Genomic DNA, 23,942 nt, shown 5'->3' with positions numbered 1-23,942 from the left:
CCGTTTATTATGAGGTTATAGCACTAATTTCAATGGTGGGGCGCGCAACCCCTGCTATACTCCCCCGGTTTTTAAAAATAGCCTTTCTTGGTGCCATTTCGGGCTTTCTTAGCCCGCATGATGTGCTGCCAAGCCTTGCCTGTCGTTTGAAGGAAAGTGAAGTGTTTCATGAAAATAAAATAAAAATAAGCGGTTATAGGTTTACACGTCGACGCTCAAGCTAATTGGAAGTTACTTCCACTTTTAAAGCGTGGATGTGTCTGGAGAGGAGGGTGGATATTTATTAAATATGCAGTAGAGCAGTAGAAAAAACTAAAAAACGCCAGAAAAAATTAAAATATAACTACAGGAATAGTTGTGATGATTTTAGGGCTTACCTTGCTATATGTCGGAGCAGTTCTTTTTGTGAACGGAATATGGCTGCTAGGCAAAATTGGTGACAAAGAGGTATCTGTCATCAACATAATGGTTGGTGTGTTGAGCTTCATGATTGCTGTCTATTTGATTTTTCGAGAGCCGGATAATTCTGCTGCTATTAGCGCTGGGGCATTTACCTTGCTATTTTCTTTTACTTATCTTTGGGTTGGGGCTAACCAGTTTTTAAAGGCGGATGGAATCGGACTTGGATGGTTCTGCTTCTTTGTTAGTATTACAGCAGCGTTTGTTGGAGCGAGCTCTATCACCGATATAGGACTCAACTTCGAGCTGTGGAATACGCTTAGCTGGTTTGCATGGTCTGCTTTGTGGTTCAGTTTTTTTTGCCTGTTAGCGTTGGCAAAAAAAATACAGCGCTCAGTGGCGATTTACACACTCTTCTGTGCGGTTTTTACGGGGTGGGTTCCTGGCATTATGATATTGCTAGGCATCGTCAATGCATAGCCACTCGTTGCTGAATGTAAATAATATTTAAAATTTATTGAGAACGCCCACATTACGAAATTACGCGGTATATAATCGCTAAATGGCCGCGCTTGTTCATGAGCACGCCTGCCATACTGAAGTAGCGCTCTTAACATGTTTTACTGTGCAGTCAGTATATGGCAAAGCAATTAGCAAATTATGGAGATGAAAACATGGCATCAGTACTGAGCGACTACATCAAGAAAGAACAGATGTTAAAGCAGTTGCAGGAAGAGCTGCAAGCGCTTGAAAGTAATAGCGAGCTGAAGAAAGAGCTGGAGTTTAAGGAAAAATTACAGACGCTAATGACAGAGCATGGCAAGCTAGCCCGCGATGTATGCGAAATGCTTGACCCATCATATCTGTCTTCATCAGTTAAAGTCACCAAGACCAGTAGTACCGATGGTCGCAAGAAGCGTCCTTTAAAGGTGTTTAAGAATCCTCACACAGGGGAAGTCGTTGAAACGCGTGGTGGCAACCACAACGTCATTAAAGAGTGGAAAGCTAAATTTGGCAACGAAGAAGTGGTTAGCTGGATCGTAGAAGAGCGCGCTTAATATGTTCATCCGCCGCTCGTCTGGGGTGCTCCACGGGCGGCGAAGATTGGCAGCCTGGCTATTTGACCTATAGTTTTATAAAGCTGTAATGCTTCTCTATGTTTACCTTGTAAGGCTCGTAGAGTGCTAGGAGCGAATAATGAACAGAAAATGGCTGGGTTGTTTAAGTTTAGCGGTAACCGCTGGGGTTTTATCTTTGCCAGCAGCGCACGCAGCAGACAGGTTGTGCGAAGACAAAATGACCGTCTTACGTCAACAGCTGGAGCACGCCCAAGCACACGATAATCAACATCGTGTTCGAGGATTGCAGCGTGCGTTGCACTCCATCGAAGAGCATTGCACGAATGAGCAAATCCTTGCTGAGGCTGCCGAAGAGATTAGAGAGAGCCAGGAAGAAGTGCGTGAGCTTGAAGAGCACACCGAGGAGTTGGACTCACTGCAGCACCGTCTTAACGAATAATCTGCACCAGGCCGCAGCACCTAGCTGCAAGACTTACGCTTATTCCACTCAGCCTCTTTTAATACCGATGAAATACTAGCAACGCCCAGCAGAGATAAAAAAACAAGCCATAATGAGGGGGAGTACCGCAATGCAGTCACTCCAGCAACGTATTAGCCTTACGGCCATCATACTAGCGATGGTAACTCTCATCAGCGGATGTCGCGGGCAACTAACTGTAACGGTGCCATTGCCCATGCTGGTGAACAATCCAGCAGCCTTTGATGACAGGCACATCGTTACCCAGGGCGTCGTGCGGCATTTCAACGACCCCCTTCATTATTGGATCGAAGACGAACAGCTTAATCGGGTTGAGATATTTCCCCACCAGGAAATAGCGCCCTATTTAGATGAAAGTGTGGAGGTAGAAGGCCAGTTTCACTTCTCTCCGCATGAGGGGCGGCGGCTTACCCTCACGCGGGTCGATCAGTTGCCAGGCGAATAACCCCTGCAGTTAAGCGACGCTATTAGCAACCTAACGTAGCAAGAGCGAACGATCTATCGCTATAAACTCACTGGCTTCATTTATTAATGAGGCTGCCGTAAGTTGGGGAACACCATAAACCTCAACTTTTTTACCGTACTTAACACGTATTTTGTTGACTAAAAGATCAAAGTCTCCATCGCCGGAGACTAATACAATAATATCTGCTTGTTCAGCGTACTCCATTGCATCGAGAGCAATGCCAACATCCCAGTCGCCTTTTGCAGAGCCATCTGAACGTTGGATAAAAGGTTTCAGTTTTACATTAAAACCAATTGCTTTGAGTATGTTTTGAAACTCCCGTTGCTTTTGGTCACCTCTGTCGATGGCATAACAAAAAGCAGCCACAACGTCTCTGCCAGCGGTTACTTGTGCCCAAAATTTGTTGTAATCAAAGTTCTTACCATACGCTTCCCGCACGGTGTAATAGACGTTTTGGATATCAACAAATATCGCAACTTTTGTCATTAGATATAATCTTTTTTGTCGTTAATGATGAAATCAATGTGATTCTTCGGCGAGCTGGCATAGTGTTTTTACTGCCGCTGGCTGGCGGCCCTTTTGCCAGGCAAGCATGAGATCCGTGGCTATTGGCAAGTCGTTTAATTCATAGGCGACAATGTCTTCGTCCCCGAGTGCCATGATGCTGGGCATAATCGCATACCCCATTCCCGTGGCGACCAAACTGCGAATAGTGATGTCATCGCGACATTCCTGAACAGTATTGGGTACGAAGCCTACCTTCTGAAAGCACCTATCTAGCCGGTCAAAGCTGCCAGGCGTTGAGGTTCGGCTAAACCGAATGAATGGCGCGTCGTGAAAATCCTTAAGCGAGGTCGGGGTAGTCGCTATGAGAGGGTGGCATCGACTGGTGAAGACCGCCATACGAAAGCTGGCTAACGGATAGTAGTCTAGCCTGGGCTCATCTTCTCGTTCAATGAAGAGAATGCCGGCATCGAGCCGACCCGCCAGAATCGCCTCTGCCTGGGGGCCTGACAACATTGATTCTAGCGTTAACTGTGTTGAGGGGTAGCGTGAGCGAAATCTGCTGATGAGTGCTGTGATGCTGGGAATATAGGGATGTATGGTGCTAATCCCGAGCGAGAGACTTTCGCGGTAACCATTGGCAATATCGCGTGTTTTCTTCGCGACACTTTCGAGTTCTGACAGTAGGCGCTGCCCATTGGCATATAGGTAATGCCCCGCTTGGGTCAGAGATACCCCTTTGCGGTCACGATAAAACAGGACTGCCCCGATATCGGCTTCAAGCTGATGTATCTGTCGCGTCAAGGCGGGCTGAGCGATCGGTATCTGCTTGGCTGCAGATGATATCGAACCCGCTTCGACCACCGCCAGGAAGTACCTTAGTTTTTTTGTGTCCATGTCCGCTCCCGGAGACGTCACGATGCGCGTCTCATTTCATACAGAAAATACAACTAAAGTCTCATCTCATAAAGGTATGACGCTATCGGGAAGAAGTATTTTATTCGCACTAAGCGTTACAACATACTCAAAACCAATCTGGTTAAGCGCATAACGGCGTACGCGACTCTTGTTGCACAAGTATGCGTTCCTGCGGACGCCAGATGGCGCACTTCTCCCAGGCTTACCACTTTACAACAAGGTTTTACCTCTCATGACGTTATCAGCCATTGAGCTTGAGAAAATGATCACGTTTCGTCGGGAACTCCACCAGCACCCAGAGTTATCTGGCCAGGAGTCTATAACCGCTGAGCGTATTGCAATGATGCTACGTGGCTTGGGGGTAGATGAGGTGCATGAGAAGATAGGCGGCCACGGTGTGGTCGGCGTCATTAAAGGCGCCAGCACGGGGGCAACCGTTGGGCTTCGAGCCGATTTCGATGCTTTGCCACTCGAGGAGGCTAATCAGTTTTCGCATCGTTCCAGCCAGTCAAATGTAATGCATGCATGTGGACATGACGGCCATACGGCAATGTTGATGGCTGCTGCTGCACAGTTGGTTAACCAGCGCCCGGCGCGGGGAAATGTCGTGTTGATTTTTCAACCCGCCGAGGAAATTGGTACCGGTGCTGAAGCGATGCTTGCTGAGGGGTTTCAGGAAAAATTCTCGCTTGATGCGATATTTGGACTACACAATTGGCCAGGTGTAGAGGCCGGGCGTTTTGTTATCCATGACGTCCCTCATATGGCATCAAGCGACGACTTTGAGGTGACGTTCCACTCCACCGGTGGGCATGGGGCGATGCCTCATCTCACAACAGACCCCATCGTCGCGGCCAGCCTATTTACAACCGCTATTCAACAGATTGTCAGTCGTAATATTGACCCCCAAGACATCGCTGTTATCAGTCTGGGTAGCCTGCAAAGTGGCCATGCTAGCAATATTATTCCGGCGACTGCTCGGCTGACGGGTACCGCGCGCTGCTTTAAACCTGAGCTACGCAAACGTCTTGAGAGGCGGATTAGCGATGTGGCGGAAGGGGTTTCCAAGGCAACAGGATGCGACGTCACACTTGATTACGTTCCTTCAACACCAGCGGTTGCCAATGACCGCGGTTGTGCCCAGCTGTGCCGCGATGTGGTGGTGCAGCGTTGGGGGCATGAACAGCTGGTAGAGCACCCCGTCAGCATGGGAGCTGATGATATGGGGGCTTTTCTTACCGATATTCCTGGTACCTATGCATGGATTGGCAATGGTTCAGGGCCACAAACACCGAAACTTCACCAGCCTGACTATGACTTTAACGATGCCATTCTGTCGATTGGAAGCGACTTCCTGACAAGTGTGGCAATGCAGTTTCTCGATAACCATCAATAAACTGGGGATACCCCATGACGTCTCTCGAAAAAACAATGACACACGAGAAGAGTTCACGACCAACATTTCGCTTCCCGCATATTTTTGTCGTGTTATTTAGCTTTATCTGTCTCGCTGCTTTATCAACCCACTTTCTTCAGGCGGGTAGTTATGAGCGTATAGCCAATGAGCAAGGGCGTACGGTTGTAGTGCCAGACAGTTATGCGGCGGTGGAAGCGCAAGAAGCTGGCTGGTTAAGTCCGTTCATGGCGGTCTTTGAAGGGATGGGTGAAGGCAGTAGCATTATCTTCTTTATTTTTATCTCAGGCGGCGCGTTTGGCGTGCTGAAAGCAACCGGGGTACTACAAAAAGTCGTTGCCAGTATCAGTAATGCGCTTACTGGGCGTGATCTCATTCTTATCCCTTTACTGATGCTTTTATTTGCGATGGGAGGAGCAACCTTCGGGCTCGCAGAGGAAACGATTGCTTTTATCATTATCCTTGCACCGCTGCTGCGTATGCTGGGGTATGACTCTATTACGGCCGCAGCGGTACCTTTGGTAGGTGCTGGTGCCGGTTTCTCTGCAGCGTTTATGAATCCTTTTACCGTTGGCGTTGCCCAGGATATCGCTGAGCTCCCGATGTTTTCTGGAATGACTCTGCGGGCCTGTTACTGGCTAATATTCGTCAGTATCAGTATTGCTTTCGTCACTCGCTATGCGGCCAAAGTGAAAGCTCATCCCGAAGCGAGCCTTGTCTTTAATAGTGACCGCCGTCAATTTGGTAAACCACAAGCCAATGAAGACCCAGGTGCGTTATCAGTTGCCGATAAACTCGTCCTCGCTGCTTTCGTAGGCACCATTCTTGTTATTGCCTATGGCGTGATACGTCACGGCTGGTATATCGGTGAGATGTCTGGCGCCTTTCTCTTGATGGCTATTTTAATCGGTGCATTTGCGCGCATGAACCCGAATAAAATTGCCGACCACTTTGTTGAAGGCATTCAGGAAATTGCGATGGGGGCACTGGTAGTGGGCTTTGCCTTTGGCATCCTGGTGATTCTGAGAAATGGGGAAATCCTGGATACCATTCTTTATCATCTCGAAGGGCTGCTGAGCGGAATGCCCGCGGTGGTTACTGCGGTATGTATGTTTTTTGTTCAACTTGTCCTGAACTTCTTAGTCCCTTCTGGCAGTGGTCAAGCAGCACTGACCATGCCTTTGATGGTGCCTCTTGCGGATCTTGTGGGAGTCACCCGTCAGACGGCTGTCCTCGCGTTTCAGTTTGGTGATGGCATTTCCAATATTCTTACCCCAACGTCGGGATATTTCATGGCAGGGCTTGCGGTGGCAGGTGTGTCGTGGAGTAAGTGGATCAAATGGATACTTCCATTAGCGATTCTTCAACTGGGTATGGCAAGTCTCATGATTGCGCTGGCTCAGATCTTTTCCTGGACATAAATAAGGCATCAATAATGCGTATTAACAAAATCACGGTCTATGGTGTGCGTCTTCCGCTTAAACAACCATTTAAGATTGCCTATGACACTTATCACGATATCGCCAGCCTGATTGTCAGCATCGAGACTGCTTCTGGCCAGATTGGCTGGGGTGAAGCCGTGGTAGATCAGCATGTGTCGGGAGAAACGTATCTTGGCGCACGAGAAATCATAACCAGTGAACTAGCGCCACTACTAATGGGCACCGACGCTAGTGATATTGCGCAATTCCATCATGCTGCCAACCGTAAAATTCGCCATAACCCCTCGGCGAAAGCAGCTCTCGATATTGCGCTTCACGACCTGGTGGCGCGTGAGTGCGGAAAGCCGCTTTATGCGCTGCTAGGTGGGCGTAGCCATACTAGATTGGAACTTCCATACGTTATCAGCATGTTAGCGCCGGAGGAGATGGCGCGTCAGGCGAAAGAGGCTGCTCGGCGCGGTTATCAGTCGATCAAAATCAAACTGGGAGATACGCCGGAACATGATGTTGAGCGGATTGCGCGGGTTAGAGAAGCACTAGATCGATCGATTGCGTTGCGCGTGGATGCCAATCAAGGGTGGAGTGCAAAGCAAGCACTTCAGGTCATTCGGCAGGCAGCGCCCTATCAAGTGGATTGGTTTGAGCAACCCGTCGCTATGGAGAATCTCACCGCCATGGCCCGTGTAACTCAGTCAACTGATGCCATGATTATGGCTGATGAACCTATTCATGGTGTTAAAGAAATGCTGGAGGTGATTCAACTAAACGCTGCCGACATGGTTAACATCAAGTTAATGAAATCCTCCGGCTTACGTCCTGCCATGGCGATGGCAGAGGTCGGAATGGCGGCGGATATACCCTGCCAGATCGGCTCTATGGTGGAGTCCTCGATCGCGACGCTCGCGGGTGCCCACCTAGCGCTGGCGCATCCCAATATTATTGCGAATGACTTGGTAGGGCCCGCCATGATTGGCGAAGATGTTGCCCAGATGCCGGGAGATGAAACGCATATTGTGTTGGACGACTCACCTGGACTTGGCGTGACTATCGATAGGAGTCGAGTGCGGGATCTCAGCGAATTTGTCGACACCATTGACTGAACCAAGATGTACTCTCGGGTGGGAGTGACGTAAGAAGATGTTCTCTTCTTTGGTGCTTTTGCCCGATAGTTATCAATGCTGTTATAAAATCTCAAGCGTATGAATATATAAACATATTAATAGCGTTAAGCTTTTAATAGGGGTTAAATGAGGTAATTGTTTAGCACAAAGCAATGGCTAGTTGTTTAGCTATCACATAGCCGTGCGTGGCATTGTGTCAGTATCAATCACTGAACTGGGTAATATGCTCTACAAAGCGTCGCACTTTGGCGAGTTCCCCCAAGTGTTCAGGGTAAACAAGGTAATAAGCACTCTCACTGAGCAACCGGTATGGCCAAGCGACGGTCAATCGGCCACCTTCCAACTCTTCATCGACGGTAAAGTGAGGAACCAGTGCAACCCCACCGCCTGCCATTGCCGTTCGCACCAGCATAGGAAAGGTCTCGAAGCGGGTGCCGTGATAGCTACGGTCAGTAATGATCTCTTGGTTTGCAAACCAGTGGTGCCACGCATCAGGGCGTGTTGAGAGATGCAGCAGCGGCAGTTGGGTTAAGTCATCGACTGACTGAATGGGGTGCCGAGCGAGCAACTCTGGGGAAGCAACCGCGACCATATCCTCATCAATAAGCTTATGGCAAGCAAGGCTTGGCCAACTGCCATGGCCATAAAACAGAGCAATATCGATATCTTGCTGCTCAAGATCGAAATCTTTTACGCGGTCATGAAACTCCAAACTAATGCCTGGATTGGCGGCTAGAAAGGAGGGCAACTTATTGGCCAGCCAGCGGCTACCAAAGCTAGGTAAGGTGGCGATTTTAAGAACCTCGCTATTACCGCTGTAGGTCATTATCGCTTGCGTCGACATCTCAATTTGAGTGAGCACTTTGCGTACGTCACTTAAAAAAATGGCCCCTTCTGGGGTTAGCAGCAGGCTGCGTCGCACGCGACGAAATAGCTTGTGTTGCAAGGTGGCTTCAAGGTGCGCGACTTGTTTGCTGACAGCACTTTGGGTGAGGTTTAGCTCATCTGCTGCTCGAGTAAAACTCATATGGCGTGCGGCTGCTTCAAAGCATTGCATAGCCGCCGTAGAAGGAAGATTGCGTGATGCCAAACCTGGCGCTCCTGATGACCTGAAAGCCGCCCCGGCGACTAAGCGCCGGGGGGAAGCTAGGTTTTTATAGTGGCTCATTGGGCGAGCGTTGCAGCCTCCTGGGATTTATCAGGTCGGCGCGACTGAAGCCAGCCCACTGTCACCATGGCAAGTAAGCCTAAGCCGCTGGTTAGCAGCTCGGGAACCACCATGGCAAGCCCTGCGACTAACAGTACCAGACGCTCCCCGAAGAAGGAATCACGCACAAAGTAACCGAGTAGTGCGCTGCTGACGCCCATAATCCCTACGAGTGAAAAGAACAACGCGCTTAACAGTCCCAACAGCGTCGGTTCGACTAATACCAGCATAGGATTATAAATGAAGGCATAAGGAATAATAAACGCACCAATCGCCAATTTAACCGCCGTAAAGCCGGTCTTCATGGGGTTGGCTTGTGCAATGCCCGCACCCGCAAACGCGGCTAAACAAACGGGAGGTGTAATATCGGCGATGATGCCGAAATAAAAGACAAACAAATGTACTGCCATTGGCGGAAGACCGAACTCATTAATCAGTGCTGGTGCGGCAATCGTAGCAGTAACCACATAGTTTGCTGTTGTGGGTAATCCCATGCCCAAGACAATACAGGCAATCATCGTGAACAACAGCGCAAGTATCAAAACGCCATCCGCTAAGCTAATAATGCCAGCAGCAAATTTTGACCCCATGCCTGTCATGCCTACCACGCCAGCGATAATGCCTGCGCAAGCGACCGCTGCGATGACTGGCAGTGCCACGCGCGCCCCTTTTTCAAAAATAACCAATATATCTTTTAACGAGGGGCGTGTTTCTTTGCGCGCCAAACTGACAGCAAACGCACATGCGATACCCAGTAGCGCTGCTCGTTGAGCGGTAAAGCCAACGCTAATAGTCGTAATAATGACGAGCAAAGGCAGCAACATGTAGCCTTTTGACAGTATCAGCTTACGCTTGCTGGGCAATTGATCTTTAGGAAGGCCGAGAATGCGATGACGCTTGGCTTCGAAATGCACCCCGATAAAAATACCCGCAAAATAGAGAATGGCGGGAATCAGCGCCGAAAACATGATTTCGCGGTAAGAGACGCCCACGTACTCCACCATGATAAAAGCCGCAGCCCCCATTAAGGGCGGCATAATCTGCCCGCCGGTAGAGGCTGACGCTTCGACTGCTCCTGCTACTTCGGGCTTGAAGCGGGCATTTTTCATCATAGGAATGGTGAAAGAGCCAGAAGCCACGGTGTTGCCGATAGAGCTTCCCGAAATCATACCCTGAAGCGAACTTGCTATAACGGCGGCTTTACCAGCCCCACCCGTAAAGCGCCCGGTTAACGCAAAGGCTAAGTCATTAAAGAATCGGCCGACGCCGGTATGCATCAGAACAACGCCGAAAAACAGGAATAAGAAGATAAAGCGCGCCGATATTTGCAGGGGCGTACCAAAAACGCCGCTTTCCCTAAACCATAAGTAGGGAGACACTTGCTCAAGAGAGAAGCCCGGATGAGAAAGCAAAGGGCTGGGGATCAAGTTGCCAAACAGCGCATAGAGAATTGCCAACGTAGCCATGACAACAATTGGCATTCCTACAGTACGGCGAGTTGCTTCTAGTACAAACAGCACGCCGAGTGCGGCAATCGTTAGGTCAACGGCTGAATAGCCCGTAACCCTGGCACGCAGGACTTCTTCATAAAACAGGATTTTATAGTAGGCAGCAAAGGTGGCTACGAAGGCGAGTATTACGTCGTACCACGGCACGCCATTACGCCTGCCCGCACCGCGCGTTGCAGGGAATAAGATAAAGATCATCCCCAAGGCAAGCCCTAAGTGGACGGCGCCTTGCTGCTGTGACGGTAGCGTACCAAAATAACCGGTATAGAGATGAAAGCACGTCAGTGATACACCCATGAGGGTGATCAGCCAGCCCCACTTGCCTAGCTGTAGTGCAGAGCGTACTTGTGACTCACGGTCATACTTTTCTAAAAGCGCCGCTTCGTCAGGAGTTTTTTTTTATCCACGATTAAACCTCATACATATAACGCCGCTGGCTAAGCCAGCGGCGAAAAGGGAACATCAATCAGTTAGATCACTTAGGCTGTCAATATTGGAGCGTTCACGGGTGATAATCTGAATGACTTCAGGGTAGATGTGCCCGATAAAGGCGACGTTATCAATCGCGCCACTTTCGAACTCTCCGCGTCCGGCAACGGCATCTTGTGCCGGTGCGTGTACGGTCATCCCGAGATCCATACCGTTATCACGAATGCTCACTAAGTTTTCGATTGAAGCGCCAGTTTCAATATTGGTGAAGTTATAGTTTTCCAGGTAACGGTTCCAAATGGTGGCCATCTCACCGCCGAGTGGGTAGTAAGTGCCGCCTTGGCTACCGGTACCTAAAATAAACTCTTCTTTGGCTTCAGTTTCGCCAAGCTCCGCAACCGGGTTATTTACGGTGAGGCCTTGCTCTTCGTAATATTTTTTAGCACCGGGGTGAATGGGGAGGCCTTCCGAACCATTGAGCGCATTTTCAAGGGTAATGAACGCAGATTGAGAGTGCGTGTTTTCTTCAGCATGTTCATGCATTAAACGCGCTAATTCATAACCCAGCTCTTCATCAATAGTATTTGTGTTGCCAACTAAAATGGCATAAGCCGTAATAGTATTTACATCTTCGTTTTGGAACGCATAACTATTAGCGGGAATCGTAAAGCGCTTATAGGCACTGTTCTCTTCAATATAGTCAATAGCGTCATCGCTTAAGCTAATTAGGCGTGCATCACCACTTGAGGCTTGTAAGTTCTCGATGCTGCCAGAAGGTAAACCAAGAATACCGATAGAAATATCGATGTTGCCATCTTGCACACCATCGAGTGCAGCACCAAAGCCTTCTTGATAGGTATTGTACTTATCGCTACCAATACCGTAGGCATCAAAAAGTAGTTGGGAAACGCCTTGAGTGGTGCTGGCAGGAGGGCCAATAGCAATATTAGGTTTGCTGTCGCCACCACAACCCGCCAACAGAAGAGTCGCGCCAACGCCGCATAGCACTTTTGGTGATAGCACTTTTGATGAAAGCACTTTAGAGGTAATGTTTTTCATGTTAACTCCTGCTAATTAAATTATTTATAATAAAATTCTGCTTAGCAATTCTCGTAAGCCGACCGTCTGGGGATCGGTCAGCGAAAAGAGCGCGAAAAAGTAGCTGGCTATTGTTCACGTATGCCGCCCGACAGACAAAAGAAATTAAGTTGCGTACGTATTCCATTTTGTCATGCGATTTGGTTTTAATAAATGCTTTTCATAATCAATTATTTGCGATTTATAGCAGTCTGCCCGATGCCCAGATTTTTTTAATATTTTTTGATCTTTTTTAGTGTCATAGGTGTCAGGCAAGGAGCGCCTGTGCTAGGTGGCCACCGCTGCTACTTTCAAATCAACCGGCTATTTTCTATGTATTCCTATTGGGCATGCATTTAGCGTTTTTTTTCGTTTGTGATCTGCTACTTGAACCTGTTTGATAAGCGAACACTTGGTAATTTCAGGAGCGTTTACGACGATGGACCTTCCCAACGTCAGCAGTGCATTAGGCATCCTCCACCCCGTTTGCATTACTAAAGGGCGTAATGCAGAGGTGTGGGACGAATCAGGGCGGCGTTATATCGACTTTATTGGCGGTATTGGTGTGCTTAACCTGGGGCATGGCCATCCAGCGGTGGTCGAGGCCGTCAAGGCTCAGGTCGATACCCTCATGCATTCAGCGTTTAATGCCTTGCCGCACCGTGGCTACCTCTCTGTCGTAGAGCGACTTGACCAGTTTGTGCCGGTTTCTTATCCGCTGGGATGTATGTTGACGAACAGCGGTGCGGAAGCGACCGAAAATGCTCTGAAAGTGGCCCGTGGTGTCACGGGTCGCCAGGGCGTGATTGCCTTTGACGATGCTTTCCATGGCCGCACGTTGGCCGCACTCAATTTGAACGGCAAAGTTAAGCCCTACAAAGCCGGTTTAGGCGCGCTGCCTGGCCCGGTTTATCACCTGCCGTTCCCCAGCCAGGATAGTGGGATATCCGCCGAGCAGTCGCTGGCGGCCCTAGAGCGTGTATTTGACGTAGAAATTGCCCCCAGTGAAGTGGCGTGTGTCGTCGTTGAACCCATTCAAGGGGAAGGCGGTTTTCGCTTACTTTGCCCCCAGTTTGCGAAAGCGCTGCGGGAAATCTGCGATCAGCACGGTATTTTATTGATTTGTGACGAAATCCAATCAGGCTTCGGACGAACCGGTAAACGCTTTGGTTTCAGTCACCTCGGCATCGAACCCGACTTGCTTCTGTTAGGAAAAAGCATTGCCTCAGGCCTTCCTCTGGCCGCCTTGGTAGGGCGTAAAGAGTTAATGGATGCTTTACCCAAAGGCGCGTTGGGAGGCACTTATTCAGGCAATGCGGTCGCGTGTGCAGCTGCATTGGCAGTGATGGATATCATGCAAGACGAGGCGCTAAGCGCATGGGGTAATGCCCAAGAAGCGGCGATTGTGAGTGCTTACCAGCGCTGGAAAGCAAGCGAGCGTTTTCCCATGCTAGGAGCCATGACCGGTGTTGGCGCGATGCGCGGTATCGTCTTTGAAGATACCGACAATGCCACGGGGGGAGAGCACTTAGCTAATCTATTGGCCGCGGGGCGCGATGCTGGCGTTTTGCTAATGCCCAGTGGCCGCAAGCGTAATGTCTTACGCTTATTGCCGCCATTGACCACTGAACCAGACGTCATGGCAGAAGGGCTAGGGCTCATCGAGCAGGCGCTGGAGACGCTCAAGGCATGATCGCAATGGTCAGCGAAGTGGCAGTGCGAAGTGGCTATATTGCGTTCCTCGACGCCTTGCGCGCCCGAGGCTTCGAAGGCGAGATAGCCCCTGACTATGCCAACCGCACGGTGCTGGCAACGGATAACTCGATTTACCAGCGCCTGCCCCAGGCGGCGGTGTTTCCTAAGCACGCGGAAGACCTGGAGCGCCTTGCCAAGCTAGCTGCTGAGCTGCCCCACCGCGATGTCGTGCTCACGCCTCGCGGCGGCGGCACCGGTACCAACGGCCAGTCGTTGACCGATGGTATCGTGGTGGACGTTTCCCGCCATATGAACCAGATCCTCGAGATCGATGTAGAGGCACGGCGGGTACGCGTTCAGGCAGGCGTGGTGAAAGATCAGCTCAACGCGGCGCTGAAGCCCCATGGGCTGTTTTTTGCCCCAGAGCTGTCGACCTCTAACCGCGCCACCATCGGCGGCATGATCTCCACCGATGCCAGCGGCCAGGGCAGCTGCGAATACGGTAAAACCCGCGACCATGTGTTGGCGTTGGATACGGTTCTGCTGGGAGGCCAGCATCTGCATAGCCGCCCGCTTAGCGCTGACGAGGAGCAGCAGGCCGTTGCCCAACCCGGCATGCTCGGCCAGGTGCATACCACCGCGGCCGAAATTATCGACCAACAGCGCGGGCTGATTGAGGCCAAATTTCCGCCGCTCAACCGCTGCTTAACCGGCTACGATCTGGCGCATCTGCGGGAAGCAGAAGGCCAGCTGAACCTGAACAGCCTGCTGTGTGGCTCGGAAGGCACGCTGGGCTTTTTGAATGAAGCGGTACTCAATGTGCTGCCGATTCCCAAACACGCCACTTTGGTCAATGTGCGTTACGCCAGCTTTATGGACGCGCTGCGCGATGCCAAAGCATTGATGACGACCAGCGCGCGCCCCACCTCGATTGAAACCATCGACGACACCGTGCTGCAGCTGGCCATGGAGGACTTTGTCTGGGACAGCGTGGCGACGTTTTTCCCCGCCACCGGCAGCACGCCGATTCGTGGCATTAACCTGATCGAGTTTAATGACGATGATCCTGAGCGCTTGGCTGAGCGGGTGCGGGCGTTCACGGAACACTTGAGCCAAGACCCCACGGTAGCGCGCTTAGGCTACACCCTGGCGGAAGGCCGTCCGCAAATCCAAAAAGTTTACGCCATGCGCAAACGCTCGGTGGGTTTGCTGGGCAATGTGCAGGGCGAAAAGCGCCCACTTGCGTTTGTCGAAGATACCGCTGTACCACCAGAGCACTTGGCTGACTTTATTAGTGAGTTTCGCGCCGCACTGGATGCCCGCAAGCTCTCCTACGGTATGTTTGGCCATGTCGATGCGGGGGTACTGCACGTGCGCCCGGCGCTGGATATGAAAGATCCCGAGCAGGAAAAACTGATTCGTGAGATTTCTGATCAAGTGGCAGACCTGACCCAGAAGTACGGCGGGCTGTTATGGGGCGAGCATGGCAAGGGCGTGCGCTCGGAGTACGGCCCCAAATTCTTTGGCGAGCTGTATCCCAGCCTACAGCGCGTTAAAGCCGCGTTTGACCCGCATAACCAGCTAAACCCAGGCAAAATTGCGTCGCCGTTGTCTAGCCCGCCCGAAGCCGCGGGTAGGTCCGAAAACCATGAACTAATCGCCAAAGACAGCGACCCTGAACTGTTAACGATTGATGGCGTTACCCTGCGCGGTCAGTTGGATCGCACCATTGATGAGCGGACGTGGCAGGCCTATGACGCGGCGGTGTACTGCAATGGCAATGGCGCCTGCTATAACTATGATGTTGATGACCCCATGTGCCCTTCCTGGAAGGCTACCCGCGACCGTGTGCATTCGCCTAAAGGCCGTGCCAGCTTGATGCGTGAGTGGCTGCGTCTGCAGTCCCAGGCAGGGATTGATGTGGTGGAAGAGTCGCGCAAAAAGAAAGCCGAAAACGGCTGGGGCTTTATTAAAAGCTTTCCGCTGCGCGTCGCCAATACGCTCAGCCGTAAGCAACACCACGACTATTCTCACCAAGTTTACGACGCCATGGCGGGCTGCTTGGCGTGTAAATCTTGTGCCGGCCAGTGCCCGATTAAGGTCAACGTGCCGCAGTTCCGCTCGCAGTTTTTAGAGGTCTACCACGGCCGCTATTTACGCCCGCTGCGCGATTACCTGATCGGTGGCACCGAGTTTATGCTGCCCACGCTTGCCAAGGTGGCGCCACTGTATAACGCCCTACTCAACCAGCGCTGGGTCGATAGCCTAATGCGCAAAGGGCTGGGAATGAGCGACTCTCCCCAGCTTTCCCGCGCCAGCGTGAAAAAACAGCTGCGTGCCTGGGGCGTTGCCGAAGCTACGCCCACCTCGCTTGCGCTGCTGACTGAACAGCAGCGTGCCAACAGCGTGATCATTGTCCAGGATGCCTTCACCAGCCACTTTGAAGCCAAGCTGGTGATAGACGTGGTGGAACTGCTGTCGCGGTTGAATCTGCGGGTGTTCGTGATGCCATTTTCTGCCAACGGCAAGCCGCTGCAAGTGCAGGGCTTTTTAGGCGCCTTTGAGCGCACGGCGGAAAAACAGGCCAAGCGCCTGCGGGCGTTGGCAGAGTTCGACGTACCCATGGTGGGAATCGACCCCGCCATGACGCTGACCTACCGCCAAGAGTACGTCAAAGCCCTGGGGGCCGAGCAAGTGCCCAACGTACTAATGCTGCAAGAGTGGCTAGCCACGCGTATGAACACGCTAGTGCCTCGCCCACTGAACCTAACCGACCCTGGCTTTAAGCTGCTGTCTCACTGCACCGAAAAGACCAACGCCCCAGGCAGCCCAAAGGCTTGGCAGCAGGTGTTTGCGGCATTTGGTTTAGAGCTGGAGTTAGCCACCACAGGGTGTTGCGGCATGTCGGGCACTTACGGGCATGAAACCCGTAATGTCGCAACCTCCAAAACCATTTATGCCCAATCCTGGCAGCCCCAGGTGGAAGCCGACGAAAACACAGGCAAGCTGCTCGCCACCGGCTACTCCTGCCGCAGCCAGGTGAAACGCTACTCAGCGCAAACATTACACCACCCGCTTCAGGCGCTGTTGGCGCTATTGACGCCGGTGTCTCATCCTTATCCCAACAATATGCAAGAGAGAGCAACGAAATGACTCAGCCGAGCCTTCTTTCAACCAATGAAGTGCGTGACCGTTTCTCTAAGGCAATGTCGGCCATGTATCAAGCCGAAGTGCCGCAGTACGGCACGCTGCTTGAACTTGTCGAGCGCGTTAACCAAGAAACACTTAGTCAACAGCCTGAACTGCATCGCCGCCTGGAAGCGCAGGGCGAATTGGCCCGTTTGAGCGTAGAACGCCACGGGGCTATTCGCGTGGGAACTGCTGCAGAGCTTTCCATGCTGCGCCGCCTGTTTGCTGTGATGGGCATGTATCCGGTCGGTTATTACGACCTTTCAGAAGCGGGCGTGCCGGTTCACTCAACCGCCTTCCGGCCCATCGACGATGACGCGCTGGCGATGAATCCTTTCCGCGTTTTTACCTCGCTGCTGCGTTTAGAGCTGATTGAAAACGAGGCGCTGCGCCAGCGTTCGGAAGAGATTCTAGCCAAGCGCGATATCTTCACCTCAGGGGCGCGCGAACTTATCGAGCGTCATGAAACCCAGGGTGGCTTAACCAGCGAAGAGGCCGACCAATTCGTCAAAGAAGCGCTGGAGACCTTCCGTTGGCACCAGGATGCGACGGTCGACCTGGAAACTTATCAGGCTCTTCATGATGAGCACCGTTTGATTGCTGATGTGGTGTGCTTCCGTGGGCCGCATATCAATCACCTGACGCCGCGTACCCTGGATATCGACGAAGCACAGCGCCGCATGCCGGAGATGGGCATGAATCCTAAAGCCGTCATTGAAGGGCCGCCGCGTCGTGATTGCCCCATTCTGCTGCGCCAGACCAGCTTTAAAGCGTTGGAAGAGTCAATCTGCTTTGCCGGTAACGCGCAAGGTACTCACACCGCTCGCTTTGGTGAAATTGAGCAGCGAGGAGTAGCGCTAACACCAAAAGGCCGTGCGCTTTATGACCAGTTGCTTACTGAAGGCCGCAAGCAAACCGCAGGGTTAGATAACGACGCACACCAAACGGTTATGCAAAACGTCTTTGCCAAGTTCCCTGATAACGACGAGGCCATGCGCCGTGAGGGGTTAGCGTATTTTCAGTATCATCTGACCGAGAAAGGTCAGGCCGCTAAAGACGTTGGCAATACCGATATTGAGGCGTTAATCGCCCAGGGACTGGTGGAAGCACAGCCGATTACCTATGAAGATTTTCTGCCGGTCAGCGCGGCGGGTATTTTCCAGTCGAACCTGGGTGGTGCAGAGAGCGAAGCCTATGCCGGGAATGCCAATCGCGATGCCTTTGAGGAGGCGCTGGGTGCCCAGGTGACAGATGAGTTGTCGCTCTATGCAGAGCGCGAAAATGCCTCTAAAGCGAAGGTGTTGGCAAGTTTGAAAAGCTAATCAGTCGTTTATAAAGAACGGCAGCACAGGAATGTGCTGCCGTTTTGTTAAGTAGTAACGTCCCTATCAGATAAGCACCCGTAGACACTGGCCCGCATGATACAGCGAGAAACCACCCTCATAGGCGCAGCTCCACAGCGGGCGGGCTTTGATGGGTTTGGGCTGTGACAACGGCAGCGGCAGCAGGCTGTCATCCTCGTTTGCAATGTAATGAGCAAAACCTTGCCCGACCACTGTGCCGGTAGTGATGCCGCGTCCGTTATAGCCAGTGGCTGACAATATCCCTGGGGCCAGTTCAAAAATACGCAAGGTGTGGTCCGGTGTGAACGCGACCTTGCCGGTCCAGGTGTATTCCCAGCGAGCGTTGCCGAGCCTAGGGAAGTAATGATCTTTTATGATATTGGCCCAACGGGTTAAGTAAGCCTGCGGTTTGCCTTCACCTTTCCCCAGGCTGCCCAATAGTAAGCGGCCTGCCTTGTCCCGACGAATGCTGCTAAGTACCGTGCGAGTGTCCCAAGCGCCTTGTTTCTCTGGAAGAATCGCATCGGCGGCTTCGCCAGTTAGAGGTTCTGACGCCAGTTGATAATAATGGCCGGTAAAGAAGTGTTGTCGAACTTGGTTCCAGTCGTCTTCGGTATATGCATTGGTCGCCATGACGACTTTGTTCGCGGTTACGCTGCCATTTTGAGTTAACACCCGCCAGCGGTCTTCCTGTCGCTCGATGCCTGTTACGGGGCTTTGGCAATAGAGAGTGGCCCCTAGGTTTGCAGTAGCGCGGGCGAGCCCTCGTGTATAGGCGCACGGGTTGATAGTGCCCGCGCGCTTATCAAGCAGCGCGGTATGTATCTGAGCGGTTCCCGTCATCCGCTCGCATGCTTCGCCTTCCAATAGGGTCACCGGGGCTCCACGGTTTTGTAACTGCTCGTGGCGGCGTGTGAGCTCTTGGCAGCCTTTGGTGTTATGGCCAAGGTGCAGGGTGCCTGTACGCGTTGCATCGCACTCAATGGCATAGCGCTCAATAATGTCGAAGACTTTTGCTGGCGCGCCGCCCAAAATAGTATTAACGCGCTCACCTTTCTCTTCACCTAGTGCGGCCGCGATGTCATCGGGTGGAATCCAAAGCCCAGCATTAACCAAGCCAACGTTGCGGCCTGAACCACCCGTGGGGATATCTCCCGCCTCCAGCAACATTACCTTGATGCCTTTTTCGGCCAAATGTAACGCGGTGGACAAGCCCGTAATACCGCCACCAACAACACAGACCTCGGTCTCTTCCTGGTTCGCTAACGCAGGATAGTGCAATGGGGCTTCCGCGCTCGTTTGCAGCCAAAGGCAGCGCTCGGAGAGGGTCGTTTGCATCTTATAGTACCTCCTGAAAAGAAGCGCAGGTCGGCCATAGGTCCTGGTACTTTTAATAAGGGCCCAGCAGGGAAGGGCCCTTATAGAGGGGAAGGGTTAGTCGAACTTAATGCCTTGAGCTAGTGGGAGTTCACGAGAGTAGTTCACGGTGTTAGTTTGGCGACGCATATAGCTCTTCCAAACGTCAGAGCCGGATTCGCGACCGCCGCCGGTTTCCTTCTCGCCCCCAAACGCACCGCCAATTTCAGCACCGCTAGGGCCGATATTGACGTTGGCGATGCCGCAGTCACTACCAACCGCAGAGATGAAGGTTTCGGCTTCGCGAACATCGGTGGTGAAAATGCACGATGACAGACCCTGGGGGACGTCATTATTGGTAGCAATAGCCTCATCCAGCTCTTTGTAGGTGAGGACATAAAGAATCGGCGCAAAGGTTTCGTGCTTGACCAGCTCGTTTTGCTCGGTCACTTCAACAATGGCGGGCTCGACGTAGTAGCCTTCACCATTGTTGGCGAACTCTACACGGTTGCCACCGAACACTTTCGCACCTTGCTCACGCGCTTTAGCCAGCACACTTTGCATCGCATCAAAGGCTTGGTGATCAATCAGTGGGCCAACCAAATTACCTTCAAGCGGGTTTCCGATAGATACTGCGCTATACGACTTCTTCAGACGCGCTAAGATTTCGTCTTTAATGGATTCATGAACAACTAAGCGACGCAGTGTCGTGCAGCGTTGCCCAGCCGTACCTACCGCAGAGAACAGGATGGCGCGAGTCGCCATATCAAGGTCGGCACTGGGCGCTAAGATCATGGCGTTGTTGCCACCCAGCTCAAGAATGCTGCGGCCGAAGCGTGCTGCGACTTGTGGGCCTACTTCGCGACCCATGCGGGTGCTGCCGGTAGCGCTGATCAGCGCAACGCGAGTGTCATTGACCAACTGCTCGCCAGCAGCACGCTCACCAATAATCACCTGGCTCAGGTGCTCGGGAGCTTCATCACCGAACTCTTCAATGGCACGCTCCAACAGTGCTTGGCATGCCAGTGCCGTTAACGGTGTTTTTTCGGACGGTTTCCACAGCAAGCTATTGCCGCATACCAGCGCTAAGGCTGAATTCCATGCCCAAGGGGCGACGGGAAAGTTAAACGCCGTAATTAGGCCAATCGGGCCTAACGGATGCCAGCTTTCGCGCATATGGTGACCGGGGCGCTCGGAAGCGATGGTCAGCCCAAACAGTTGGCGAGATTGACCAACGGCGAGGTCACAAATGTCGATCATTTCCTGAACTTCGCCAAGCCCTTCCTGGAGAATCTTGCCGCACTCCCAGGTAACCAGCTCGCCAAGTGCTTCCTTGTGCTGGCGCAGTTGATCGCCAAACAGGCGAACCAATTCACCACGACGAGGAGCTGGCACGCTTTTCCAAGCCTGAAAGGCTTTTTCTGCGTTCGCGATAGCGGTTTCAACGTCGCTGCTAGAAGCCGTTGTAAGACGGCCAATTTCGCTACCATCAATCGGTGTGGTAACAATCAGGTCGCCGCCTTGATACTGCTCTTTTGCGACACCCATTTTTTCCATCAGGGAATGAATCATTGCTTCACCAAATATTGAATTGTGAGTAAATTGGTTACAGGGGCAGTATTGCCAAGCATGAGGCAGCTCATCAAACGATGTTTGTGAAAAACATCATTCCTTAATTTCACCAAGTAGGAATGCTATGCGTCGTCGAAACTTACCTTCTTTGACCAGCCTGAACTGTTTCGAGGCCGCGGCAAGGCATCTCAGTTTTACGCGGGCTGCAGATGAGCTGAGCCTGACGCAAAGTGCGGTGAGCAAGCAGGTGTCACAACTGGAAGTTACCCTGCAACATCCGTTATTCAGGCGGGTGAGAAAGCGTCTGCACCTGACGCCAGAGGGGGCGGTCTATCTTGGCGAAGCGCGTAAAATATTAGCCCAAGTCGAAATGTCGACGCGTTATATGCAGTCTTATGGCGTAGAGGCAGATGTGCTGAATATCGCCACGTTGCCCACCTTTGGGGCGCGGTGGCTTATCCCCAGACTCAACGGGTTTCGCTTTAAATATCCCAATATTAATCTCAATATTGCTAACCGTACCGAACCGTTTGATATGCAAAAAGAGCGTATAGAGGCGGCGTTCTTTTTTGGTCATGGCGTATGGCCGCGGGCTGAGTGTATTAAGTTGCTGGATGAAGAGGTGGTGCCTGTCTGCGCGCCTTCCGCCATGGAGCAGACAACCGTTCGTGACCCATTAGACTTAACAGACATGGTGCTGTTACAGGTTTCTACTCGGCCTGAGGGGTGGCATGACTGGTTTGAAGCACAAGATCTCTATACGGAGCACAGCTACCATGGCCCAAGATTTGATACGTTCTATATGGCGTTAAGAGCGGCCCGCGCGGGCTGTGGCGTCGCCCTAGTACCAAAATTTCTTGCTCAGGAAGAGCTTGATGAGGGGAAGTTAGTCATTCCTTGGCAGTTCTCACTTAAGAGTCAAGATGCTTATTATATGGCGTACCCAGAGCATATGGTTGAAGTTTATAAACTGCGCGCTTTTATTGAATGGATTCGTGCGCATTTAGATTGATAACGATCAATCTAAATGCTTTGTTGGCGGTAATTTAAGAATGGCTGCTGTTTTATAGAGTCATCTAAAAATAATATGCTAAGTTATTAACCGCTATCTTATAAGGAGGGCTAAAATGTCAGGCTTAGCCTAAGCATATCTTTGTGCTGAATTCCATTTTCAATGATAGGCTCGGGATAGTTCTTCAAGAAAAAGTCTTTATCAATGCAATCAACCCTAAAGCCCTGGCGTTGGTAGAAGGTCAGTTGATAGCCGAATGTACCCGTTCCCACCTCTAGGCGCTGTGCGCCTGATTCCTTCACTTTTTCGATAACATACCTAAGCAGCTGGGTACCAACACCGTGCTGTTGAACCGATGGTGAAACAGCAATGTTCATCAATTCCAGTGCTCCCTCATAAATGGGCTTGATAACACAAGCGCCGACTATCGACCCTTTGTCGTGGGCTGCGAAGCACCTTGATTGATGTAGGTACCTTTTAATGGCCTCCTCGGACGGGTCTGCTAAAAGAAGTAGCTCCATTGGTACTTCAGAGGGTGTTATCTCAGCGATTTGCAACGATACCTGCTCCTATAGCATTCAAAATAATTTCCATTCAATTTTTTGTATTGATGTCTTTATGTGAGCGTTTGGGTGATTTTTTGACGTTAGGACACGTGTTCTGATTTGGATAGGCACACGTGGCCTGTCACTATAAAATTAAAGTATTTATGTAACATAAAAAGCCTGGGTGCAAGCTGCCTTAGGTAGGGGGCATTTTGTTGCTGTTGGTTTGAAAAAGCTGATGTGCGAGTTCATCGGCGCGAAGTTCTTCACACGAGATCATCATGACCCTACTGGATAAACGTGCATTGTACTTATTTGAGGTAAGCAGCTGCGGAGGCATTCGTGCGGCGGCGGAGCATCTGCATACCAATCCTTCCGTAGTAAGCCGCCAAGTACGGGGGTTGGAGCGGGAATTGGGCATGGCCTTGCTGGAGCGTCAAGGGCGGCATGTGACGTTGACCGAAGCAGGCCAATTGGTAGTGGAAGGGTTTCTTGCTCAGCGACGGTTGAATTCAGAGCTGGGAGATACGCTGTCTCGGTTACGCAATTTACAGTCGGGGAAAGTGGTCGTCTCGGTAGGTGATGGCTTTGTGGATAGTTTTATCAACCATGTGATGCGCCGTGTTTCCGAGCAGTACCCCGATGTGCTGATCGAGATTAAAACAGGGATTTATTATCCCCGAGAACCCCATGAGATGGTGGCCAACGACGAGGTGGATATCGCGATTACCTACGGCCCCATTTCAGACCCACGGTTAGTGGTGCACTCCTTTGAACGAGGGCCGTTGTGCGCGCTGGTAGCACCGTCCCACCGGCTTGCTCGCCAAGATAGCGTGTCGATCACGGAATTATTACAGCACAAGTTGATTTTTTTACCGGATGTCTCGGGCTCGCAGCAGTTCGTCAATGCGCTATTTGGTGCTGCCGGGCAGTTGGCTACGCCTGCCTATCGTTGCAACCTGCATTCGGTGTCTCGAAGGATGGCATGTGCCGGGATTGGCGTGTCGTTTATGACGGCTGCTGCTGCACGCAGTGAAATAAAAGCGGGTTTGCTGAAGGCGATTCCCATTGATCACCCTATGGCTGCTAGCAGCCAGGGCAATTTGGTGCGTAGAGTCGGCAGAAGGCTTTCGCCCGCTGCCGACTGTTTATGGAAGTTAATGATGGCGATGCAGTGATGTGCTGATG

The 23,942-nt window shown here is 51.6% G+C and carries 20 protein-coding genes; 12 read left to right on the top strand and 8 right to left on the bottom strand.

Features of this window, described 5'->3' with window-relative positions; all coding sequences use genetic code 11:
* Positions 1 to 360: 360 nt before the first annotated feature.
* The 4 genes from NDQ72_18490 (at position 361) to NDQ72_18475 (ending at position 2,401) form a co-directional block, all read left to right on the top strand.
* A complete protein-coding gene (locus NDQ72_18490) occupies positions 361 to 879 on the top strand; it encodes an AmiS/UreI family transporter (GenBank protein WKD28000.1) in 519 nt (172 codons plus the stop codon).
* Positions 880 to 1,073: 194 nt separating this feature from the next.
* Entirely contained in the window at positions 1,074 to 1,457 is a 384-nt protein-coding gene (locus NDQ72_18485; protein WKD27999.1) for an H-NS histone family protein, read from the top strand.
* Between the two features lie 238 nt (positions 1,458 to 1,695).
* Positions 1,696 to 1,917 (top strand): DUF1090 domain-containing protein, encoded by a 222-nt coding sequence (locus NDQ72_18480; GenBank protein WKD27998.1) that lies wholly within the window; start codon positions 1,696 to 1,698, stop codon positions 1,915 to 1,917.
* 130 nt (positions 1,918 to 2,047) lie between these two features.
* Entirely contained in the window at positions 2,048 to 2,401 is a 354-nt protein-coding gene (locus NDQ72_18475) for a glucose-inhibited division protein B (GenBank protein WKD27997.1), read from the top strand.
* 30 nt (positions 2,402 to 2,431) lie between these two features.
* On the opposite strand, the gene NDQ72_18470 is transcribed toward NDQ72_18475, so the two are convergent.
* Positions 2,432 to 2,908: an NYN domain-containing protein gene (locus NDQ72_18470; protein WKD27996.1), complete on the bottom strand. Its 477-nt coding sequence runs from the start codon at positions 2,906 to 2,908 to the stop codon at positions 2,432 to 2,434.
* 33 nt (positions 2,909 to 2,941) lie between these two features.
* Positions 2,942 to 3,823 carry a LysR family transcriptional regulator gene (locus NDQ72_18465; GenBank protein WKD27995.1) on the bottom strand — a complete coding sequence of 294 codons (882 nt, stop codon included), beginning with the start codon at positions 3,821 to 3,823 and terminating at the stop codon, positions 2,942 to 2,944.
* A gap of 253 nt (positions 3,824 to 4,076) precedes the next feature.
* On the opposite strand from NDQ72_18465, the gene NDQ72_18460 reads away from it, so the two are divergent.
* From NDQ72_18460 to NDQ72_18450, 3 genes are read left to right on the top strand one after another with little or no spacing between them, the layout of a single operon-like run.
* Positions 4,077 to 5,240 carry an amidohydrolase gene (locus tag NDQ72_18460; protein ID WKD27994.1) on the top strand — a complete coding sequence of 388 codons (1,164 nt, stop codon included), beginning with the start codon at positions 4,077 to 4,079 and terminating at the stop codon, positions 5,238 to 5,240.
* Between the two features lie 14 nt (positions 5,241 to 5,254).
* Positions 5,255 to 6,679 carry an AbgT family transporter gene (locus NDQ72_18455; GenBank protein ID WKD27993.1) on the top strand — a complete coding sequence of 475 codons (1,425 nt, stop codon included), beginning with the start codon at positions 5,255 to 5,257 and terminating at the stop codon, positions 6,677 to 6,679.
* A gap of 14 nt (positions 6,680 to 6,693) precedes the next feature.
* The gene (locus NDQ72_18450) at positions 6,694 to 7,800 is read left to right on the top strand and encodes a dipeptide epimerase (GenBank protein WKD27992.1); all 1,107 of its coding nucleotides are present in this window, start codon (positions 6,694 to 6,696) and stop codon (positions 7,798 to 7,800) included.
* Positions 7,801 to 8,023: 223 nt separating this feature from the next.
* On the opposite strand, the gene NDQ72_18445 is transcribed toward NDQ72_18450, so the two are convergent.
* From NDQ72_18445 to NDQ72_18435, 3 genes are all read right to left on the bottom strand, one after another.
* On the bottom strand, positions 8,024 to 8,911 hold the full coding sequence (locus NDQ72_18445) for a LysR substrate-binding domain-containing protein (protein WKD27991.1): 888 nt from the start codon (positions 8,909 to 8,911) through the stop codon (positions 8,024 to 8,026).
* 74 nt (positions 8,912 to 8,985) lie between these two features.
* Positions 8,986 to 10,833 carry a TRAP transporter permease gene (locus tag NDQ72_18440; protein ID WKD27990.1) on the bottom strand — a complete coding sequence of 616 codons (1,848 nt, stop codon included), beginning with the start codon at positions 10,831 to 10,833 and terminating at the stop codon, positions 8,986 to 8,988.
* Between the two features lie 165 nt (positions 10,834 to 10,998).
* Entirely contained in the window at positions 10,999 to 12,024 is a 1,026-nt protein-coding gene (locus NDQ72_18435; protein ID WKD27989.1) for a TAXI family TRAP transporter solute-binding subunit, read from the bottom strand.
* 457 nt (positions 12,025 to 12,481) lie between these two features.
* Between NDQ72_18435 and NDQ72_18430 the strand changes: the two genes are divergently transcribed.
* The 3 genes from NDQ72_18430 to NDQ72_18420 are packed head-to-tail and all read left to right on the top strand — an operon-like array spanning position 12,482 to position 18,248.
* Positions 12,482 to 13,735, top strand: a complete 1,254-nt coding sequence (locus NDQ72_18430) for an aspartate aminotransferase family protein (GenBank protein ID WKD27988.1) — start codon at positions 12,482 to 12,484, stop codon at positions 13,733 to 13,735.
* A complete protein-coding gene (locus NDQ72_18425) occupies positions 13,732 to 16,890 on the top strand; it encodes an FAD-binding oxidoreductase (protein WKD27987.1) in 3,159 nt (1,052 codons plus the stop codon). The genes NDQ72_18430 and NDQ72_18425 overlap by 4 nt, the downstream gene beginning before the upstream one ends.
* A complete protein-coding gene (locus NDQ72_18420) occupies positions 16,887 to 18,248 on the top strand; it encodes a VOC family protein (GenBank protein WKD27986.1) in 1,362 nt (453 codons plus the stop codon). Before NDQ72_18425 ends, NDQ72_18420 begins: the two co-directional genes overlap by 4 nt.
* Before the next feature lie 66 nt (positions 18,249 to 18,314).
* Here NDQ72_18420 and NDQ72_18415 read toward each other — a convergent pair whose 3' ends face one another.
* A complete protein-coding gene (locus NDQ72_18415) occupies positions 18,315 to 19,607 on the bottom strand; it encodes an FAD-binding oxidoreductase (protein ID WKD27985.1) in 1,293 nt (430 codons plus the stop codon).
* Between the two features lie 96 nt (positions 19,608 to 19,703).
* Complete coding sequence (locus tag NDQ72_18410; GenBank protein WKD27984.1) at positions 19,704 to 21,197, bottom strand: aldehyde dehydrogenase family protein; 1,494 nt, start codon at positions 21,195 to 21,197, stop codon at positions 19,704 to 19,706.
* A 124-nt stretch (positions 21,198 to 21,321) separates the two neighbouring features.
* Between NDQ72_18410 and NDQ72_18405 the strand changes: the two genes are divergently transcribed.
* Positions 21,322 to 22,209, top strand: coding sequence for a LysR family transcriptional regulator (locus tag NDQ72_18405; protein ID WKD27983.1), 888 nt, complete (start codon positions 21,322 to 21,324; stop codon positions 22,207 to 22,209).
* A gap of 110 nt (positions 22,210 to 22,319) precedes the next feature.
* On the opposite strand, the gene NDQ72_18400 is transcribed toward NDQ72_18405, so the two are convergent.
* The gene (locus NDQ72_18400; GenBank protein WKD30443.1) at positions 22,320 to 22,730 is read right to left on the bottom strand and encodes a GNAT family N-acetyltransferase; all 411 of its coding nucleotides are present in this window, start codon (positions 22,728 to 22,730) and stop codon (positions 22,320 to 22,322) included.
* Between the two features lie 305 nt (positions 22,731 to 23,035).
* On the opposite strand from NDQ72_18400, the gene NDQ72_18395 reads away from it, so the two are divergent.
* Positions 23,036 to 23,932: a LysR family transcriptional regulator gene (locus NDQ72_18395; GenBank protein ID WKD27982.1), complete on the top strand. Its 897-nt coding sequence runs from the start codon at positions 23,036 to 23,038 to the stop codon at positions 23,930 to 23,932.
* Positions 23,933 to 23,942: the final 10 nt, after the last annotated feature.

Source organism: Halomonas sp. KG2, assembly GCA_030440445.1.
GTDB lineage: Bacteria > Pseudomonadota > Gammaproteobacteria > Pseudomonadales > Halomonadaceae > Vreelandella.
This window is presented reverse-complemented; position numbering and strand designations above follow the sequence as displayed.

What these genes read in the sequence shown, in the direction of transcription:
- NDQ72_18490 (WKD28000.1), top strand. Translation starts at nt 361, where the DNA reads ATGATTTTAGGGCTTACCTTGCTATATGTCGGAGCAGTTCTTTTTGTG.
- NDQ72_18485 (WKD27999.1), top strand. Translation starts at nt 1,074, where the DNA reads ATGGCATCAGTACTGAGCGACTACATCAAGAAAGAACAGATGTTAAAG.
- NDQ72_18480 (WKD27998.1), top strand. Translation starts at nt 1,696, where the DNA reads ATGACCGTCTTACGTCAACAGCTGGAGCACGCCCAAGCACACGATAAT.
- NDQ72_18475 (WKD27997.1), top strand. Translation starts at nt 2,048, where the DNA reads ATGCAGTCACTCCAGCAACGTATTAGCCTTACGGCCATCATACTAGCG.
- NDQ72_18470 (WKD27996.1), bottom strand. Translation starts at nt 2,908, where the DNA reads ATGACAAAAGTTGCGATATTTGTTGATATCCAAAACGTCTATTACACC.
- NDQ72_18465 (WKD27995.1), bottom strand. Translation starts at nt 3,823, where the DNA reads ATGGACACAAAAAAACTAAGGTACTTCCTGGCGGTGGTCGAAGCGGGT.
- NDQ72_18460 (WKD27994.1), top strand. Translation starts at nt 4,077, where the DNA reads ATGACGTTATCAGCCATTGAGCTTGAGAAAATGATCACGTTTCGTCGG.
- NDQ72_18455 (WKD27993.1), top strand. Translation starts at nt 5,255, where the DNA reads ATGACGTCTCTCGAAAAAACAATGACACACGAGAAGAGTTCACGACCA.
- NDQ72_18450 (WKD27992.1), top strand. Translation starts at nt 6,694, where the DNA reads ATGCGTATTAACAAAATCACGGTCTATGGTGTGCGTCTTCCGCTTAAA.
- NDQ72_18440 (WKD27990.1), bottom strand. Translation starts at nt 10,833, where the DNA reads ATGGGTGTATCACTGACGTGCTTTCATCTCTATACCGGTTATTTTGGT.
- NDQ72_18435 (WKD27989.1), bottom strand. Translation starts at nt 12,024, where the DNA reads ATGAAAAACATTACCTCTAAAGTGCTTTCATCAAAAGTGCTATCACCA.
- NDQ72_18430 (WKD27988.1), top strand. Translation starts at nt 12,482, where the DNA reads ATGGACCTTCCCAACGTCAGCAGTGCATTAGGCATCCTCCACCCCGTT.
- NDQ72_18425 (WKD27987.1), top strand. Translation starts at nt 13,732, where the DNA reads ATGATCGCAATGGTCAGCGAAGTGGCAGTGCGAAGTGGCTATATTGCG.
- NDQ72_18420 (WKD27986.1), top strand. Translation starts at nt 16,887, where the DNA reads ATGACTCAGCCGAGCCTTCTTTCAACCAATGAAGTGCGTGACCGTTTC.
- NDQ72_18415 (WKD27985.1), bottom strand. Translation starts at nt 19,607, where the DNA reads ATGCAAACGACCCTCTCCGAGCGCTGCCTTTGGCTGCAAACGAGCGCG.
- NDQ72_18410 (WKD27984.1), bottom strand. Translation starts at nt 21,197, where the DNA reads ATGATTCATTCCCTGATGGAAAAAATGGGTGTCGCAAAAGAGCAGTAT.
- NDQ72_18405 (WKD27983.1), top strand. Translation starts at nt 21,322, where the DNA reads ATGCGTCGTCGAAACTTACCTTCTTTGACCAGCCTGAACTGTTTCGAG.
- NDQ72_18400 (WKD30443.1), bottom strand. Translation starts at nt 22,730, where the DNA reads ATGGAGCTACTTCTTTTAGCAGACCCGTCCGAGGAGGCCATTAAAAGG.
- NDQ72_18395 (WKD27982.1), top strand. Translation starts at nt 23,036, where the DNA reads ATGACCCTACTGGATAAACGTGCATTGTACTTATTTGAGGTAAGCAGC.